The sequence below is a fragment of the Nostoc parmelioides FACHB-3921 genome, assembly GCF_014696625.1.
In the GTDB taxonomy this organism is placed as follows: domain Bacteria; phylum Cyanobacteriota; class Cyanobacteriia; order Cyanobacteriales; family Nostocaceae; genus Trichormus; species Trichormus parmelioides.
Window position 1 is genome coordinate 96,543 of record NZ_JACJQL010000005.1, and the last position, 16,786, is coordinate 113,328.

Genomic DNA, 16,786 nt, shown 5'->3' on the forward strand with positions numbered 1-16,786 from the left:
AGTTACTCTTCTTCATAAAGTCCAAATTCCTGGCGGAGTTCATCTATGGTTTGCGGATGATTCGTCTTAGCCTTCACTCGCTGTAAAGCATCTAGAAGTCGTGCGGCATTTTCAGGTGATTGAAATAAGTATGCTGTTTCTATAATGCTATTAAGTTCCGCAGTAGGAATTACAGACACACTTTCAGCACCTTCACGATTAACAATCACAGGTTCACGGCTATTAACTGCTTCTTCATAAATTTTGTCAAAATTATTACACGCCTCTGTATAGTTTGTTTGGCTAGGCATTTGTTATTCCTCTAGTTATCTATTAGTCTTTGGTGGAAGTTGACTATAGAGTTTTTGCATCCTAAATTTCTTTGGGCGGTGAATAGTTGATTCAAGGATGCTTACAGAATATTTTAGCTAAATCTTGCCGCAAATCTTTTGCGCGCTATTGTATGACCGACCTCCATCGGCGATCGCCTGAAATCTCTCTAATGGAAACCCCCAATACAGCAATATGGTTGGCTTACGGAGGAGAGGAACGAAAGAGGTAAGGCGGATCGTATTTTCATGTCGTCAGAAGTAGTATGATAACGTTTCTATACCGGAGTCCACACAACAGGATTTGAGCTAGTAAAGTGTGATTATGCAGAATGTTTAATAAATTTATTAAATCAACCATTAAATAATTAAAAAACCAGAAGACGTAGGAACCCTGATCGCAGTTCTTATTTTTTGGACCAAAAGCCTAATGCAGTAAGGTTTATGGGATTTTTTTAGGAGAGTTGCTATCGGCAGATTGCAGATGTGGTTATCAAAAATTAGATTAAAGGACTAATAGTAACTTCGCCATTTGTTAATTTTGCCCAAATAAAAATCTGTTTTCCGTTGTCACAAGAAACTTGATATTTAGGCGATTCAACAGTCCAAAACTCCCCCTGATTTACGCTGTCAATTTTTTCACATTTGAATCCATTCTTAGCAGCATATTGTTTTATATCTTTGGATATATTCTCTACCGATTCATCGGCTGGAAACGATTTTACATCAAGCTTTTGCTCATTATTATGCTGGTTTACTGAAGTGCTGTTTGTGCAACTTAGAGATAGTAATAATGGGATCAATAGTAAAAACTTGGATGTCATTAAGAAAAAGTCTAATGCTATAAAAATTGATTTTATCCGGTTTGTTGCACAAAATTTTTCCTTTATAAAAATCTACAAATTCTTCTGTAATAGAAAAAATCAAGCCAATACCAAGCTTGATGATTGCTGACGTAATACAGAAATGCACGGCTGGCGTGCTTAGTAGTCGCCACAAACACTAACTACTTACTTAGATTATGGTAATAACCTTGGATGGCTACATTATTTTTATCGAGTTTTTGAAGATAGTGTTGGGGTTGTGCAAGTGTTAGCGGTTATCAGAATCTAGAATCCATATTTGCAGATGTGGATGATGAGTAAATTTTTGAGTTGCTGGCAGAAAGTGACAAGCATTAGATTAGCGTGAGTTAGACAGAACTTAACCCCCATCCCTTCCCTACTTCCCTACAAGGGAAGGCTGCTCAAAATCTATAAACTGGGTACTAAATAATCAGGGTTTTAAGCCTCTCCCCGCGTCGGGGAGAGGTTTGGAGAGGGGTTCTTCGGAATTTATACCCCAAAGCCCGTATAAGAGGGAATAAACCAACAAGTTCTGTGACGTATCGGCCTACGCTAGGCGATCGCAACTGCCCTACCCTTCTGGTAAACTGGCAAACACTTGCTCAACTAATTCCTTAGTCTTCACTTCCAAACGCTGCCAATCGACCTCACCTGTTTCATCCATTAAACTAGTATCAATATCAACGATCTCACTCCCAGATGTGTAATTACGGAAACACACCTGATAACACAGTTCCCACAAATCGATACTGGCACTTTGGTCTTGACGTTGCAAACATAGATGATATCCTGGGTGGGGCATTGGCAGTTTAGCCAAAGTTTCCCTGATGGCATCAGCCTGTTCTAAGGTTGCAGATTCCATTTCCTGCAATAACTGCGTCACCAAAGTTTTAGTTTCATCTGTGGTGTTGGGGGGCCAAATTAACACATCTTGGTAAGTTCCTTTCCAAGCAGATTCATCTAGCTGCTTGCGGAGATTATCGACAACGCGAATAAAAGCAGGCTGCATGAGGAGTTCGGCCTGGTGCCAGGTATCTTGGTTTGTTATTCTGGGTGGCATTGGTAATTAACAAAGGCACTAAAAGAAAAATTTACAGTCTTGTTTATTAAAAAGATTGCTTATATAGTCCAAATCTTTTATCAAGATAGCGGATTTCATGTAAAAAAAATTGGAGATATTTATTACCATCGGCGGAATCTAGGTAATAACTCTGGGGAGGGAATATGATTGGCAAGCTACTAGATCATCGATACCAAGTAATTAGAGTCCTGGCAATAGGGGGATTTGGTCAAACTTACATTGCTCAGGATACCCGACGGCCAGGCAACCCCACCTGTGTTGTCAAGCACCTCAAGCCTGCCACATCTGACCCCAGAGTTTTTGAAACAGCCAAACGCCTCTTCAACAGCGAAGCCGAAACTTTAGAAAATCTGGGTCATCATGACCAAATACCCAGGTTACTGGCTTATTTTGACGAAAATCAAGAATTTTATTTAGTTCAAGAGTTTATTGACGGACATACTCTCACAGAAGAACTGATCCCTGGTAATCGTTGGAGTGAAAGCCAAGTTACTCACCTGTTGCAAGAAATTTTGAGTATTTTGGGATTTGTCCATCATCAAGGTGTGATTCACCGGGATATTAAGCCAGATAACATCATCCGCCGCACTGCTGATAATAAGTTAGTTTTAGTAGATTTTGGGGCTGTTAAACAATTGCGTACCCAACTGGTGACGGTGGGAGGACAACCTACTGCTACCGTGGCGATTGGTACTCCTGGCTATATGCCTACAGAACAAGGGCAAGGTAAACCCCGTCCCAACAGCGATATTTATGCCTTGGGAATTATCGCCATTCAAGCCTTGACTGGTATTTCACCTACAGAGTTACAAGAAGACCCCCAAACAGGAGAACTCATTTGGCGGCATTTAGTCAATGTGAGCGATCGCCTGGCAGTAGTCTTAAATAAAATGGTGCGCTATCACTTTAAAGACCGTTACCAAACTGCCTCAGAAGCTTTACAAGCCTTACAAAATGCTCTTAATCCTGTAGTAGCTGTATCCTCTACATCAGCAAAGTCTCTCAACAACTCCTACTATCAATCAGCTAAATCATCATCTCCCGTCTCTCGCCAGCAAACTGTAGCCGTTGCACCAACAAACCCAGTTGTCACCAAACCCGGACGTAAAGATTCCCACAAATCTGACCCATTACCTCTATTAATTGGGATTGTATTGGCGGGTGGCGCGGCCGCGTTAGTAGCTAACTTTTATCCCAATGTGAAAAATTTTGCTGCTAATGTTTTGAGTAATAATGCTACATCAGGAAATAAATGCTTGGCTGTAGTAGCTGGCAATTCTAATATCCGTTCTGAACCTAGTTCCATTAATACTGATACGGTTTTACAAACTATTGGTGTTAATACTAGCTTTGAAGTTACGGGTAAACGGACAAAACGAGGCTGGGTAGAAATAAAATTTAACCCTAGTCGTTTGGCTTGGGCGCATTCAGATGTGATTATTAACGATCAACAGTGGACTTCTTGTCTACGGGATAAAGGCATTGCCTTGAAAACGGTTGATGATAGTACTCTGATTGCTGCTAGACCAGTACCTAAACCCCAACCGAAATTAGACTCTTTTATTAATTCAGCATCAGAACCAGAAGATTCCCCAAATTCTCAGCCAACGGAAGCAGCACAACCTCAAGAAGACACTACTAAAGTTGTGGCACAAGCCAGAAAGAAATATGAATCAGGGGATTTAGTCGGGGCGATCGCCATGCTAAGATCAATCCCGGCAAATGCTTCTGCTGGTATTAAAGAAACAGGAGCCATGATCAATCAGTGGCAGCAAGATTGGCAAAAAGCTGATGCCTTGTTTAATGACATCAACAAAGCCCTAGAAGATGGTCAATGGGATAAAGTTTTAGAATACAAAAATCAGCCAGAAAAATTACCGAATATTAAATATTGGCAAGATAAGCTAGAACCTGTATTTAAACAAGCCGCCGAAAATGTAGCCAAACAAGCACTCCCCAAGACAGAAAATCCAGGGGAGCCAAATAATGATATGGAAGAATCACCTAATGATGAGGAAGAATCTACCAATGAAACACCCAGTTCTGAAGAACTTCCTCAAGGTGGTTATTAATTAAGAAGTAGGGAGTAGGAGAGAGATTAAGTATTATACCTCCTACCTCCTGCCCCCTGACTTGAAAGAGCAGGGGAGGCAGGGGTAGCAGGGGGAGAAAGACATCTTTCAAGTTTGACTATGAAACTTGCTTCATCGGGACTGCCTTCTTACCTCATTTCGTCATACTCATGAGCTTCAACCCGTCTTGTTTCCATCCCGGCTGAGGGTAGGAATTCAGCCCTACGTACAGGAACCAAAGGTGGTGTGGGGCCTTGGTATGGGTGAATAACTTGTACTGTACGGGTGGGGCGTGAACGTGGTGAGAATAAAGATAGTACACCGGCGACAACAATACCACCGCCAATTGTCAAAGTTGCTCCACCAACAGCCCAGACCATAGGTGAATTCCACCAAGAGCTTTGGGGTTGTAATGCAGCAGATGCTACTCTTTGAGTATTTTGTTGGGCTAACTGCATCTGCTGGCTATTGTTCCAGTTTTGGAATTGGAATTGGAGTTGTTGGTTTTGCGCTCTTAGTTGTTCGTTGTCACTCTTTAAGCGTTCAAAATCCATTTTTAACCGTTCTAATTCCACAGTTTGCACAGGATTTGGCGCTGCTGGTTGTGGGTTAGAATATGGTGCTTGCCCGTAAGGTGGGTATTGGGGCGGCATCACCTGGGGCGCTACTAAGTTAGCCGGCATTTGTGAAGCCACACCAAAGTTAGGCTGTAGGGAATTACCTGTCCCTCTGAGCATCAAGAGAGCCGCCAGTCCAGCCACGGCGACACCGCCGATAAATGCCATACTTTCACTCATCGCCTTCACCCCTCATCTGCGATGTAAATTCCATAACGTTTGACTGACCTACTCTCACACTCATAATCTTTTAGCCTACTTAATTCACATAATACCCAAAATATTAAGCTGTTGTTTCAGCTAGTTTTTTTACAGATGAATATTCTGATGATAATATTCAAGACCATAAATGTTAAATTGTCCACAAAATAGGTGTAAAAAAACTACACCGTTATACTTTTGTAATCTAATTTATCGTAATCATCAAGATGTTTTGATGGCTGCCTTCAGAATTTGACAAAATTCCGCGATCGCACTGAGTCCTTCTGCTGGTGTTCCTGTGGCTAGGCGTTGGACAAAAGCGCTACCCACAATAGCGGCATCTGCGCCCCAATCTCTCACCTGAGTTGCTTGTGCGGGTTGAGATATGCCAAAACCAACACCGAGGGGTTTATCGGTTACTTGTCGAACTTTTTGTAATAAATCAAGCACACGCCCTTCTACTTGCGATCTCATCCCGGTAACACCTGTGACGCTAACCAAGTAGATAAATCCTTGTGATGAACGAGCGATCGCTTCTATTCTCTCAGATGAACTTGTAGGAGCAATCAACAGAATTAAATCAATCCCCCGTTCAGTAGCGGGTTTAAGTAGTCCTGCGGCTTCTTCTAAGGGTAAATCAGGTACTACCAAGCCGGCGACACCAGCAGCAGCAACTTGCTCAAGGAAATTGTCAATCCCTCGGTGCAGAATAGAATTGTAATAAGTAAATAAAACAATCGGTGCTTGCAAACTGGGTGTGGTGACTTTTAACATTTCCAGCACACTTTCCATTTTTGTGCCATTTTGTAAAGCACGAGTAGCGGCTGCTTGAATTACTGGCCCATCTGCCAAAGGATCGGAGTAAGGAATGCCTAATTCAATTATGTCAGCACCATTACTATCTAAAATCTTTAAGGCGGCAGCCGTAGTTTCTAAATCAGGATCACCAGCAGTAATAAACGGAATCAGCGCACACTCTTGATTCTGTTTGAGGGTTTCAAAGCGATCGGAAATGGCTGTCATTATTCAGTGATCAGTAGTCAGTGGTCAGTAGTCAATAGTAACAAACAACTGACCACCGTAAGACTTCCGCCCCGACAACACCTTCTGAGAAATTTTCAATTACGAGTTATTTTGGCGTTGACCTAGCCGCAGGCTATCACGAATTAATCTGAGCTTGTTTCTCTTGTTCAATCTCAGCTTGAATCTTGGCTAATTCTTCAGGAGTTAACTCGTCTAGCCGTTTTTGGAAGAAAGCTTGTTCATAGTCTTCCCGTTGTTGATGGTAGGTCAAATTTTTTCCCACCGCACGCAAGACATAGGTGGCTAACCAGCCAATCAAACCAATGACTAGTAAAACTTGGCTCCAAATACCAGCTTGTTGACCATCTAAACCGAATAGCTGGAATCCTAGATATGCCAAACCACCGACAATGAAAATGCCAATGCCAATTCCAATAGCGTCAATACGTCGCATGAGATTTATGACCTACCAATCTTGATTAAACTTCGATTTTTCGTGGACGGGGGCGCAGGTTTACGAATGGGGATAAAACCAATAGCCCTGGAAAGAACAAGAACACTAGAAAATACATAAAGGTGCGCTCAATAGAGCTAACCACATACCAGCGCAGCTTTAAGTAAAACAGTAAAGCAACAGGCACAACTAATAAATAAGCTCCGGCTAGAGCCAGATATAGCAGGGGTACAATCATAAATCCTTGTCTTTGAGTGGATCAGATCAATTGGTGCATCTATTTTCCATCATAGGCTGAACTGAAAGCCTGGAGACACAATAACTATTGGGCTTTTAAATGAGTCCAGCAAAAATTCCTGATTCTTGCTGATCAAAATTATAAGATAATGCTACAATGGCAAAGCCAGTAAAGAAGTAGTGTTCTTGTCGGGTAAAGATTGAAGATGCTAAGTCTAGTTAATTGCGAGGAAGCATAAGCAACTCTCAGCTAGCAACGGCAAATTTCTCAGGGGAGATAAAAATTTTTCAATCTAGTTGGACAAAATACGCATTTAATGGTGGAATATATGAGGGGGTATTTGCTGCCTCCAAAATATAACAAGCTCCCAACACAATGCGGGGGTGTGGCGGAATGGTAGACGCTACGGACTTAAATAATTGAGCCTTAAAGAAGAAATTCTTTAAGTGGATGCTCTCAAACTCAGGGAAACCTAAATCTAGTTATAGACAAGGCAATCCTGAGCCAAGCCGAAGTAGTAATGAGTAAGTTAACAACAGATGACTTACAGCTAATCGGAAGGTGCAGAGACTCGACGGGAGCTACCCTAACGTCAAGACGAGGGTAAAGAGAGAGTCCAATTCTCAAAGCCAATAGGCAGTGGCGAAAGCTGCGGGAGAATGAAAATCCGTTGACCTTAAACGGTCGTGTGGGTTCAAGTCCCTCCACCCCCATACAAGTAAGTTACTATGACTTTACCCATAATTTTGCTATTGCGGCAATCTTATGGGCTATAAAAAATTCTTTTGAGCTTGAATAGCGTCAATCTTTCTCCCCAAAGTTATTGTCTGACGAGATACCGGGAGTCTGTGAAAAGCCCACACTTACAGCTTGCACCAAGTGTGGGAGTATATCACCTTGTCAACAAGCGCCGCCGTAGTAAATCTAGCGCTGTAGACGCACTTAAATGACGAATAAAAGAGCGATCGCGCATTGTACCAAAATTATATTTAAAGCTTGTCACTTCTTCCCCTGGCCCAGCTAACCCGATATAAACCAAACCCACAGGCTTAGTTTCTGTCCCTCCGTTTGGGCCAGCAATCCCCGTAATACTCAATCCCCAAGTTGTTGATAAACGGGTTTTTACACCTATAGCCATTTGTTCGGCTACGGTATCGCTGACTGCGCCTAATTTCTCTAAATCTTCTGGGTTCACTCCTAACAACCCAGCCTTCACCGAGTTGTCGTAAGAAATTACCCCACCCCAAAAGTAATCAGAACTACCGGAAATCTCCGTCAACATTTGCCCCAACAAACCACCAGTACAGGATTCTGCTACCGATAAGGTTTCCCCTGAACTCCGCAATAACTCACCGACGACGGAAGCCAAACTATCATTATTGACACCATAAAAATCTAAGCCAGCAATGTCTTTAATTTGCTTCTCCACTGGTGCAATCAAAGCCTCTGCGGCTGATTCTGAAGGGGCTTTTGCCGAAACACGTAGCCTGACTTCTCCCTTCCCAGCGTAGGGCGCTACCGTAGGGTTAGGTAAGTTTAAATAAGCTGTCACCTTTTCTGCTAATGCAGATTCCCCAATTCCCCAAAACTTGAGACTGCGACTATAAATAATCTCTTGACCCCAGCCTTGATTTTTGAGAAATGGTACTGCTGTTTCTTCCCACATCCGGTGCATTTCACTAGGCACACCAGGAAAGGTAAAAATTGTCATATTAGGACGAGGTTCCCAGATGATACCAGGGGCTGTACCAGTAGGATTAGGTAAGATGTCTGCGCCTTGAGGAATCAAAGCTTGTTTGCGGTTACTTGGTGTCATCACTCGACCGCGTTGAGCAAATTTTTGCGTAATATCTTCGATAATTTCGGGACTTTCTACCAAAGGCGAACCGAAAAAATCAGCGATGGTTTCACAAGTCAAGTCGTCTGGTGTAGGGCCTAGACCACCTGTAAAAATCAGAATATTAGCCCTGGAAATAGCAATTTCTATAACTTGCTTAATTCGGTCTGGATTATCCCCAACTACCGTTTGATGGTAATGGGGGATACCCAATTGGGCTAGTTGCTGCGCTAAATATTGAGCATTTCCGTTGAGGATGTCACCTAAAAGCAGTTCAGTACCAACACAAATAATTTCTGCACTCATGTAATTTAAGTAAAAAGGCAAAAGACGCTAGCCAATACTACTTTATTGCTTTTAACTCCTTTTCACTTTTGCTGAGAAACCCTCCAAGCTCGCCAAATAACATAACTTAACAGCGATGTTGACCCACCAGCGTAAGCAATACTACTAGGTACCCCAGCCACAACTAACGCTAAACTCCCCACCCACAGAGTTAAGGAATAAATAAACAAAACCGTCCAGCGATGAGATAAACCAGCTTGTAGTAATCGGTGGTGGAGGTGGCGTTTATCTGCAACCCAAGGCAATTTACCCCGGCGGATGCGAGACAGAATCACGGCTGACATATCCACAATAGGAACTGCCAGAATTAAATAAGGCAAAATAACAGCCGTAAAAGCCGGAATTTTTACCAAACCAATCACACCCACAGCCGCCAAGGTGAAGCCCATAAAATAGGAACCACCATCACCCATAAAGATTTGTGCAGGGTTGAAATTGTAACGGAGAAATCCCAAGGCTGCACCAGCTAAGGCGGCGGCAATTAACGCTGCTGCTGGTTGGTGCATAAACAAAGACACAAGCAGCATCACCACAGCCGCAATTCCCGATACACCGGCCGCTAACCCATCTAAACCATCAATCCAGTTGATGGCGTTTACCATGCCTACCAACCAGATAACGGTGATGGGCAAACTGAGGAAATTCAGGTCAACTATTCCCATCGTGGGGATACTAATAAAATCGATACTGACACCAGCTTTCCATGCACCAGCAGCAACAATTACTTGTATCAATAACCGTCCCAAGGGAGATAGGCTTAATAAATCATCAGCTAAACCGATGAGAAAAAAGCCCAAACCACCTAAGGTAACACCCCAAATTTGCCATTCTTTTTCTGGTGAGAGATTGTTAAACCCACCTAGCCACCAAACGACCATTAAGGAGATTATTGTACCTGCGAAGATAGAAACTCCTCCCAGACGCACCATCGGACGGTCATGGATTTTGCGATCGCCAGGGCGGTCAACACGTCCACTTTTTATACCAATTTTTCTGACATCGGGCGTAGTCCAGAGAACGACTACTGCCGCCACCAAGAAGGCAATCAGATGATAAATCTGAGCAGGCATCTGTATTTTTAATGAGTAGTTTATGAAACAAAAATGTGATGAGGGAAGTTTCCTACTTATTTTTACTATATTTCAGACCCTGATCAGTCAGGAATTTGGGAATAGGGGCTGGGGAACTCAATTCAAAATTCGTCTTGAAAAGTTTCCTACGGCGGGAAACCCGCCTACAGAACTTTCCGCAAAATTCAAAATTCAAAAACTCTTGAGGGGTGAGGAATGAGAGAAGAATTTTTCCCTCATCCCTCTTCAATCCCTAAGCTAACACTGGGACAGGAATTTCTAAGTGTGGATATAAGGGGAAGCGATCGCACAATGCGGCTACCCGGCGTTTACAATCTTGAGCGACTGTGTCTGAATCTGGGTTGAGTAGGCGATCGGCGATAATATTACCAATTTCGGTAAATTCTGCCTCTCCCATTCCCCGTGTGGTCATAGCTGGGGAACCCAAGCGCAAACCACTGGTAACAAATGGTGATTGAGGATCGAAGGGGACTGTATTTTTATTAGCGGTGATGTTTACTTCACTCACTAACTGGTCTGCTCGTTTACCTGTCATGTTCACAGACCGTAAATCTACCAACATTAAATGATTATCTGTACCATCAGATACAAGCTTTAATCCGCGACTTTGGAGTTGATTTGCTAAAGCACGGGCATTTTCAATTACTTGGGCTGAATAGCCTTGAAATTCTGGCTTTAAGGCTTCACCAAAAGCAACTGCTTTCCCAGCAATGACGTGTTCTAAAGGGCCGCCTTGGGTTCCAGGGAAAACAGATTTATCCAATTTTTTACCGAGTTCTGCGTCACGGGTCAAAATTAAACCACCTCTGGGGCCACGGAGGGTTTTATGGGTGGTGGTTGTGACTACATCACAATAAGGTAGTGGGTTAGGGTGTAGTCCAGTTGCGACTAAACCTGCAATGTGGGCAATATCTGCCAGCAAGTAAGCACCAACTTCATCGGCGATGCTGCGGAATTTTTCAAAGTCAATAATTCGGGGATAAGCAGAATAACCACAAATCAAGAGCTTGGGACGCTCCTTCAGCGCCAGCTCACGAATTTGGTCATAGTCTAGTTGTTCTGTTTGTTGACTCACACCGTAGTGGCAAACTTGGAACCACTTACCGGAAACGTTTACTGGGGAACCGTGAGTAAGGTGTCCACCATGAGACAAATCCATCCCCATAATTTTGTCTCCTGGTTCGAGTAAAGTCAGGAAGACGGCAAAATTGGCTTGTGCGCCGGAGTGGGGTTGGACGTTGGCGTGAGCCGCACCAAATAGCTGTTTAGCACGGTCAATAGCTATTTGCTCGATTTTATCGACAAACTCACAACCACCGTAGTAACGCTTCCCAGGCAGCCCCTCAGCGTATTTATTTGTCAATACTGAACCCTGAGCCGCCAAGACAGCAGCCGAGGTAAAGTTTTCACTGGCGATTAACTCCAAGTGGTCGCGTTGACGTTGGAGTTCTTGATTAATCAATCCGGCGATCGCTGGATCAGAATTAGTGAGAAAATCTGAATTTGTTCTAGTCACTTCAACTATACCTAATGGAAATTTGCACAACAGTTGATTTTGTTTGAGCGCAGCATATAACTGAGAGTCACCAATCAAGATTTCTATCTATTTTGGCTACTGTACACATCCGATGAATCGCACCTGTACCATTGACTTTTATTTATGCTGATTTATTTATTTATTATTAGCTCCCAGATCGCTTCATGGGATCACCATCATTCGCCTCTCTCCGGAAATATGAATTATCAATACTCTCCACCACTCAAGAAGCTAATGCCTAAATTGCATAACTATTAATCAGGGCTGTTAACTGTTGACTGTTGACTGTTAACTGTCAAAAGCCTTCACGATGGATTATGCAACTTAAAAGCAGAATAGCCTACATCAGTGGGATGAATACTACTGGCTTACTTGATTGGGCTTTGTTGTCAAATGGAATAATAATTTATATATGAGTGTTCACCCAAAGAGTTAATCTCTGAGATATACAACATACAATAAATTCAGGTTCACTTGGCGATTTTTTATCAATAAAATTTTCCCCAAACATGGTGCTGAGTTCTGTTAGTGGTACCAGAGCGTTCAACCCATGCTGAGTTAAGAGTCCGCCAAGTTACCTGCTCCGAAAAAAAAGTAAGGCTCAGATACATTCACTCTCTAATCACCACTCAGCCCTAACTTTGATCCATTTGAGGAGTTACAGGAGGAGATGAGATGCTAGTCATTTTAATGGAAGATCAAATCCTCGCCCCTGAGAGGGTTTGTCCATCTTGTTTACTCGCTAACGGCAGTGGTCAACCCCGATGGCGCGGTGGTAAACTCACCTGTGGTCAAGCTATTAGTCAACTAGCCCAAGAGCAGCCAGAGCAGTACGAATGTCTCATGGGTTTTCGTGTTGCTCATATAGAATAATCATAATTGCTAGTAATGCTGAGTAACTGCGTTATCCTAAGCTCAAGTAGCTCATGAAATTTAGCCACAGGAGAACGCACGATGACATGGCGCGGGTCTACAACGATTAAAGACAGAATTTTTGCCTGTTTACCTTATCTGCTTCCTCTAATTGAAGTGTTTGTCTTTGGTGAGTTTTTGTTGAGACAGTTTCCAGTTTTGCAACTACTGTTTCTACCCCTCATTCCACTATTGAGAATTTACTACGGCGTTCGCTATGCTGGACTGATTATTTTCTTTGTTTTGTGGTTATTAGTGGTGAGGAACGAAAAAATTAATCATTTTATTCGTTTCAACACCATGCAGGCCATCTTGTTAGACATCATTATATTTTTGTTTAGCATCCTCACAGATATAGTTGGATTGATTCCTACTGGTGGCTTTGCCATACAAACCCTATACACAACTATTTTCATTGGCATCATCGCTGCTGTTGTCTATTCTGTCGCTAACTCTTTGTTGGGACGTTACGCAGAAATCCCCGCCATCTCTGATGCTGTTTATATGCAGGTGCGCTAGGGTTAACGGGCAGCTACGGTGTTTTCTAGGCGACCGATACCTTCAATTTCTATACGGATGCGATCGCCTTGTTGCAAAGCTCCTACACCCTCTGGCGTACCTGTTAAAATCACATCTCCAGGAAGCAATGTCATCACCTGACTGATATATGACACCAAAAAATCAGGGGCAAATACCATTTGATCAATTCCCGCCGATTGTACGGGATTAGCATCATCATTGAGAAAAGTCTGCAATCTTGCCCCTGGACTCAATTCTCGGACAATCCAAGGCCCCAATGGACAGAAAGTATCAAAACCTTTCGCTCTTGTCCATTGTGCATCTTTTCGCTGTAAATCCCGCGCTGTCACATCATTGGCAATGGTATATCCCCAAATTTTAGTTTGGGCTTCCTCTGGTGTACAGTTACAAGTGCGATCGCCAATGATCAATGCTAATTCTCCTTCATAATCCACTCGTTGCGACTGGAGAGGATATTTAATCTCTGTTTCCGAAGCAATAATCGTTGTTGGCGGCTTCAGAAAAATTAGCGGTTCACTGGGAACTGGCGTTCCCATCTCGGCTGCATGATCTGCATAATTTTTGCCAACTGCGACAATTTTAGAAGGAGCGCAGGGAGCCAAAATTTGATAATGATCTGGTTCTAAAATTAAGTCTGTGGGTTGTCCATGCAGCCACGGTGGAGCATCTAGAACCTGCACATTGAAAGACAGTTGTAGCAACCCATAGTAAATCTTACCTTCCCGATTTTGAACTCGCACGTAGCGCTGCGCCATAACTTTGATGAATATCCTTGATATTTCGGCGGATTGAGCTGATGATTCAAATTGAAAACTGGTAAGATTATAGTTCCTTGTTGCTCAGATGTTGATTGATGCAAGTAGTTCTTATCAAACTTTTGTATAAATTAGTACGAGCAGCCAGCTTGTCCAAAAGGAGACTTACTAACAATGTCCACAGTTTACGAAACCTTATACATCCTACGTCCTGACCTGACAGATGAACAGGTGGAACTAGCGATCGCCAAATATCAAAACCTGCTACAAGAACAAGGCGCAACTGATCTCGAAGTACAAAACCGGGGTAAGCGCCGCCTAGCCTATGAAATCAAAAAGCAGCGTGATGGTTTCTACGTGCAGTTTAACTACAATGCACCAGGAAAAGCGATCGCTATTTTAGAACGTGCCATGCGGTTGAGCGAAGAAGTCATTCGCTACTTAACAGTTAAGCAAGAAGTAACAAAAGAAAAAGAAGACAAAGTTGCTGTCACCGCTTAATATAGTCTCTAACTAATCTATACTGGGTGTTGGGTTGTTACATCTCAATACTCAGTAAGAGTCTGTGGAGCAGGGAGCGAAGAAAAAATTACACCAATTCCTAGTACCCAATACCCAGTCCCTGATTCCTTTTACAAAAAATTTTACCTTTTGGCTTTTTTTTGATTTAGTTGGGAATGCTAGATTAACAAGTACTTGTCAAAAGCAGTACTATTGCAGTTAGACATAAGGTTCGACATTCGTCAATGGGAACTGTAAGCCACCGTGATCCAAACTGACACACCCAACATCCAATCTCTCTCGACAGAAGTATCGCAGCTGCGTCAAGAACTACAGCTTCGAGATCAACTAGTACAACAGCTATCTCAAGAACTATTTAGGTTAGTCAAGGGCAATACTAATTTTATGCCCCAACGCTTGGAGTCTGAGTATGATCTAAGCCAGTTACAAGCATTGCGAGAGCAATTACAAGCAGTTGAACAACAAGTAACATTTTATCAAGAGCAGATCACATCTCGTGATACTGAAATTTACCAACTGCGTCAGTCTGTACAAGAACTCACAGATCGTAGTCGGATGTTGGAGCAAGTAGTGCAGGAACTACCGCAAATTTACCGTCGTAAGTTTGAAGAACGCATGGCTCCCGTCAGAGAAAAGGTCGCCGTTCTACAAAGAGAAAACCGTCAGTTGCAAGCAGAACTCCAAAGTGTGAGTTATCGTCTAGCACTCAAAACCCGTACCTCTAGCCACAGTGGTATTGATTTACCTAACTTCCCGCGTCCTACATCAGGACAAGCTAATATTCCCAGTGTGCAGAACGCGTAATTTTGTAGTAATTTAACTTAGCTCAATACTAAAGAGTAGATTTTGCTCCTCTAGCTTTTTCTAAATACCTATCATTAGAAGTCTATTAAATGGACTTGGATTTTTTGGAGTGAAAATATTTTTCCGCCCTAAATTTAAATATATATCAGCTAATACCAATTCAAAATTCACTCATACCCTCCTCCTATCGGAGATGCTGCGCGTAGTTTGCTTCTCCGTAGGGGTACGACTCCGCAGGAGTACAAAATTCGCGCATTAGGGAAGCAAAATAGAATCAGCACAATAGTAGGGTGCATCAGATGTGGAAAATTCTCTAATGTGTGCGAAATTATTAGGGATGACGCAACTTACAGTTAGTTTGATGATGACACCTGCGTAAGTAGTATATATTTAGGATTTCTCATAAAATTAACAATCTTCTACCAGGTGCAGTATGGGTAGCAAAGAAGCTTGATACTAACTTTGGCCATTTCCCACTGCACCCGCATTGACGAGCAACTCGCCAGATAAATCAACTATGAGAGACTAGAAGACCAGATATTACGGGCTAGAAAGTTTTACTTGACAATAAAAAAGCTTTTTCAAGTTTGACTGGGTGTGGCTTTGTTGATGGCAAAGCCTATTGATGCTGTTAAAGCATAGGCTGGCGCTTCTCTGATGAGAAGATGTGAGATTGCCTTTGCTCGTAAGTTTTCCTCTCCGGCGATAGGTGCGATTACAGGCAATGGCGAATAAATATGGCTATTAGCTGAACCTTACCACTCAATATTGACATTGCCATACATCTATCGTATTATCATAGGTTAGCTTACTAAAGCGAAACTGTTGTCATTGACAAGGGTTAGGATTTCTTCGTAGGTATCAAAAATTTCAAATACAGAGTCTAGCTGAGTAAGCTCTAGAATCAATCGGACTGGAGTTTGTACGTTGCATAGAACCAAGCGACAACCAACTTGGCGTGCTGAAGTAAGTCCTTTTACTAGTGAAACTAATCCTGAGCTATCCATAAAATCTACCTCCGCTAAATCAAGTACCCAAAGTTGATGCGGTTGAAACCCTGCCTGAGTCATCTGTTCAGTCAAAGCCAAGCCACCTTGCAAATCTATACTGCCTTGGGGCTTAAACAAAACTACTTGTGGTTCTTGAGTGAGTGTCATAAATTTAACTAAGTAAATTGCAAGCTCAACAAAAGCAAGAAACGACATTAATACTGGTTAAGTCTTATCTGCGAGTTTTGCTCTACTCGCATAAGCAGAGTGTAGCAATCATGCAGTTGACCAGTTATCCGTCAGTATTCATGCCGTATAATTTGTGTTAACTTTTCTCAATATAGGCACAAACGCCTAAGGATTTCGGTATCAATCGTATCTTTTACACAATTTTTATATTTCTCGGTGGTTTTTATAAATTTTTCATAATTAAAAAGTTGATTTATCACTGTAATTGTGCATTTATGCTAGTAACTGCTGACTATTTGATTGTCAATACTGAATAAGTAATAAATATAATAGATTTAATCTAATCTTATCTCCAAAAGCAGCTTGATTGACACCCCACCCATAAACGAGCCAAGATAAACTATATGGTAAAAAATTGTAAAGACG

Annotated in this window: 18 protein-coding genes; 5 read left to right on the forward strand and 13 right to left on the reverse strand. The window is 42.3% G+C overall.

All coding sequences use genetic code 11. The annotated features are described in order from the left end of the window. Positions 1-2: 2 nt before the first annotated feature. The 3 genes from H6G14_RS05635 to H6G14_RS05645 form a co-directional block, all read right to left on the reverse strand. Positions 3-290 (reverse strand): type II toxin-antitoxin system Phd/YefM family antitoxin, encoded by a 288-nt coding sequence (locus H6G14_RS05635; protein WP_011318878.1) that lies wholly within the window; start codon positions 288-290, stop codon positions 3-5. A gap of 518 nt (positions 291-808) precedes the next feature. After that, positions 809-1,132 (reverse strand): hypothetical protein, encoded by a 324-nt coding sequence (locus H6G14_RS05640; protein WP_190566136.1) that lies wholly within the window; start codon positions 1,130-1,132, stop codon positions 809-811. Between the two features lie 592 nt (positions 1,133-1,724). Beyond that, positions 1,725-2,213 carry a hypothetical protein gene (locus H6G14_RS05645; protein ID WP_190566137.1) on the reverse strand — a complete coding sequence of 163 codons (489 nt, stop codon included), beginning with the start codon at positions 2,211-2,213 and terminating at the stop codon, positions 1,725-1,727. A gap of 164 nt (positions 2,214-2,377) precedes the next feature. Between H6G14_RS05645 and H6G14_RS05650 the strand changes: the two genes are divergently transcribed. Then, on the forward strand, positions 2,378-4,306 hold the full coding sequence (locus tag H6G14_RS05650) for a serine/threonine protein kinase (protein WP_190566138.1): 1,929 nt from the start codon (positions 2,378-2,380) through the stop codon (positions 4,304-4,306). 149 nt (positions 4,307-4,455) lie between these two features. On the opposite strand, the gene H6G14_RS05655 is transcribed toward H6G14_RS05650, so the two are convergent. From H6G14_RS05655 to glyA, 7 genes are all read right to left on the reverse strand, one after another. Beyond that, complete coding sequence (locus H6G14_RS05655; RefSeq protein WP_190566139.1) at positions 4,456-5,103, reverse strand: heterocyst differentiation related protein; 648 nt, start codon at positions 5,101-5,103, stop codon at positions 4,456-4,458. A gap of 243 nt (positions 5,104-5,346) precedes the next feature. Beyond that, entirely contained in the window at positions 5,347-6,147 is an 801-nt protein-coding gene (trpA, locus tag H6G14_RS05660) for a tryptophan synthase subunit alpha (RefSeq protein WP_190566140.1), read from the reverse strand. Positions 6,148-6,283: 136 nt separating this feature from the next. Next, positions 6,284-6,601, reverse strand: coding sequence for a DUF3007 family protein (locus H6G14_RS05665; protein ID WP_011318872.1), 318 nt, complete (start codon positions 6,599-6,601; stop codon positions 6,284-6,286). A gap of 25 nt (positions 6,602-6,626) precedes the next feature. Further along, positions 6,627-6,839: an NAD(P)H-quinone oxidoreductase subunit L gene (gene ndhL / locus H6G14_RS05670; RefSeq protein ID WP_010998939.1), complete on the reverse strand. Its 213-nt coding sequence runs from the start codon at positions 6,837-6,839 to the stop codon at positions 6,627-6,629. Positions 6,840-7,731: 892 nt separating this feature from the next. After that, a complete protein-coding gene (locus H6G14_RS05675) occupies positions 7,732-8,982 on the reverse strand; it encodes a competence/damage-inducible protein A (RefSeq protein WP_190566141.1) in 1,251 nt (416 codons plus the stop codon). Between the two features lie 62 nt (positions 8,983-9,044). Continuing rightward, on the reverse strand, positions 9,045-10,091 hold the full coding sequence (locus H6G14_RS05680; protein ID WP_190566142.1) for a glycosyltransferase family 4 protein: 1,047 nt from the start codon (positions 10,089-10,091) through the stop codon (positions 9,045-9,047). Positions 10,092-10,344: 253 nt separating this feature from the next. Next, positions 10,345-11,628 (reverse strand): serine hydroxymethyltransferase, encoded by a 1,284-nt coding sequence (gene glyA / locus H6G14_RS05685; protein ID WP_190566143.1) that lies wholly within the window; start codon positions 11,626-11,628, stop codon positions 10,345-10,347. 696 nt (positions 11,629-12,324) lie between these two features. On the opposite strand from glyA, the gene H6G14_RS05690 reads away from it, so the two are divergent. Both H6G14_RS05690 and H6G14_RS05695 read left to right on the forward strand, forming a co-directional pair. Then, positions 12,325-12,522: a hypothetical protein gene (locus H6G14_RS05690; protein ID WP_010998935.1), complete on the forward strand. Its 198-nt coding sequence runs from the start codon at positions 12,325-12,327 to the stop codon at positions 12,520-12,522. A gap of 81 nt (positions 12,523-12,603) precedes the next feature. After that, a complete protein-coding gene (locus H6G14_RS05695) occupies positions 12,604-13,080 on the forward strand; it encodes a Tic20 family protein (RefSeq protein ID WP_190566144.1) in 477 nt (158 codons plus the stop codon). A 2-nt stretch (positions 13,081-13,082) separates the two neighbouring features. On the opposite strand, the gene H6G14_RS05700 is transcribed toward H6G14_RS05695, so the two are convergent. Further along, complete coding sequence (locus H6G14_RS05700) at positions 13,083-13,856, reverse strand: fumarylacetoacetate hydrolase family protein (protein ID WP_190566145.1); 774 nt, start codon at positions 13,854-13,856, stop codon at positions 13,083-13,085. Between the two features lie 174 nt (positions 13,857-14,030). On the opposite strand from H6G14_RS05700, the gene rpsF reads away from it, so the two are divergent. Both rpsF and H6G14_RS05710 read left to right on the forward strand, forming a co-directional pair. Beyond that, entirely contained in the window at positions 14,031-14,357 is a 327-nt protein-coding gene (gene rpsF / locus H6G14_RS05705) for a 30S ribosomal protein S6 (protein WP_010998932.1), read from the forward strand. A gap of 264 nt (positions 14,358-14,621) precedes the next feature. After that, positions 14,622-15,182: an Npun_F5560 family protein gene (locus H6G14_RS05710; RefSeq protein ID WP_011318863.1), complete on the forward strand. Its 561-nt coding sequence runs from the start codon at positions 14,622-14,624 to the stop codon at positions 15,180-15,182. Positions 15,183-15,763: 581 nt separating this feature from the next. Here H6G14_RS05710 and H6G14_RS05715 read toward each other — a convergent pair. After that, positions 15,764-15,907: a hypothetical protein gene (locus tag H6G14_RS05715; RefSeq protein ID WP_190566146.1), complete on the reverse strand. Its 144-nt coding sequence runs from the start codon at positions 15,905-15,907 to the stop codon at positions 15,764-15,766. Between the two features lie 78 nt (positions 15,908-15,985). After that, entirely contained in the window at positions 15,986-16,339 is a 354-nt protein-coding gene (locus H6G14_RS05720) for an STAS domain-containing protein (protein ID WP_190566147.1), read from the reverse strand. Positions 16,340-16,786 lie beyond the last annotated feature (447 nt).

Coding starts and splice junctions, on each gene's coding strand:
- H6G14_RS05655 (WP_190566139.1), bottom strand. CDS start 5,103: ATGAGTGAAAGTATGGCATTTATCGGCGGTGTCGCCGTGGCTGGACTG.
- H6G14_RS05635 (WP_011318878.1), bottom strand. CDS start 290: ATGCCTAGCCAAACAAACTATACAGAGGCGTGTAATAATTTTGACAAA.
- H6G14_RS05720 (WP_190566147.1), bottom strand. CDS start 16,339: ATGACACTCACTCAAGAACCACAAGTAGTTTTGTTTAAGCCCCAAGGC.
- H6G14_RS05645 (WP_190566137.1), bottom strand. CDS start 2,213: ATGCCACCCAGAATAACAAACCAAGATACCTGGCACCAGGCCGAACTC.
- H6G14_RS05680 (WP_190566142.1), bottom strand. CDS start 10,091: ATGCCTGCTCAGATTTATCATCTGATTGCCTTCTTGGTGGCGGCAGTA.
- H6G14_RS05675 (WP_190566141.1), bottom strand. CDS start 8,982: ATGAGTGCAGAAATTATTTGTGTTGGTACTGAACTGCTTTTAGGTGAC.
- trpA (WP_190566140.1), bottom strand. CDS start 6,147: ATGACAGCCATTTCCGATCGCTTTGAAACCCTCAAACAGAATCAAGAG.
- ndhL (WP_010998939.1), bottom strand. CDS start 6,839: ATGATTGTACCCCTGCTATATCTGGCTCTAGCCGGAGCTTATTTATTA.
- H6G14_RS05665 (WP_011318872.1), bottom strand. CDS start 6,601: ATGCGACGTATTGACGCTATTGGAATTGGCATTGGCATTTTCATTGTC.
- H6G14_RS05695 (WP_190566144.1), top strand. CDS start 12,604: ATGACATGGCGCGGGTCTACAACGATTAAAGACAGAATTTTTGCCTGT.
- H6G14_RS05700 (WP_190566145.1), bottom strand. CDS start 13,856: ATGGCGCAGCGCTACGTGCGAGTTCAAAATCGGGAAGGTAAGATTTAC.
- rpsF (WP_010998932.1), top strand. CDS start 14,031: ATGTCCACAGTTTACGAAACCTTATACATCCTACGTCCTGACCTGACA.
- H6G14_RS05650 (WP_190566138.1), top strand. CDS start 2,378: ATGATTGGCAAGCTACTAGATCATCGATACCAAGTAATTAGAGTCCTG.
- H6G14_RS05690 (WP_010998935.1), top strand. CDS start 12,325: ATGCTAGTCATTTTAATGGAAGATCAAATCCTCGCCCCTGAGAGGGTT.
- H6G14_RS05640 (WP_190566136.1), bottom strand. CDS start 1,132: ATGACATCCAAGTTTTTACTATTGATCCCATTATTACTATCTCTAAGT.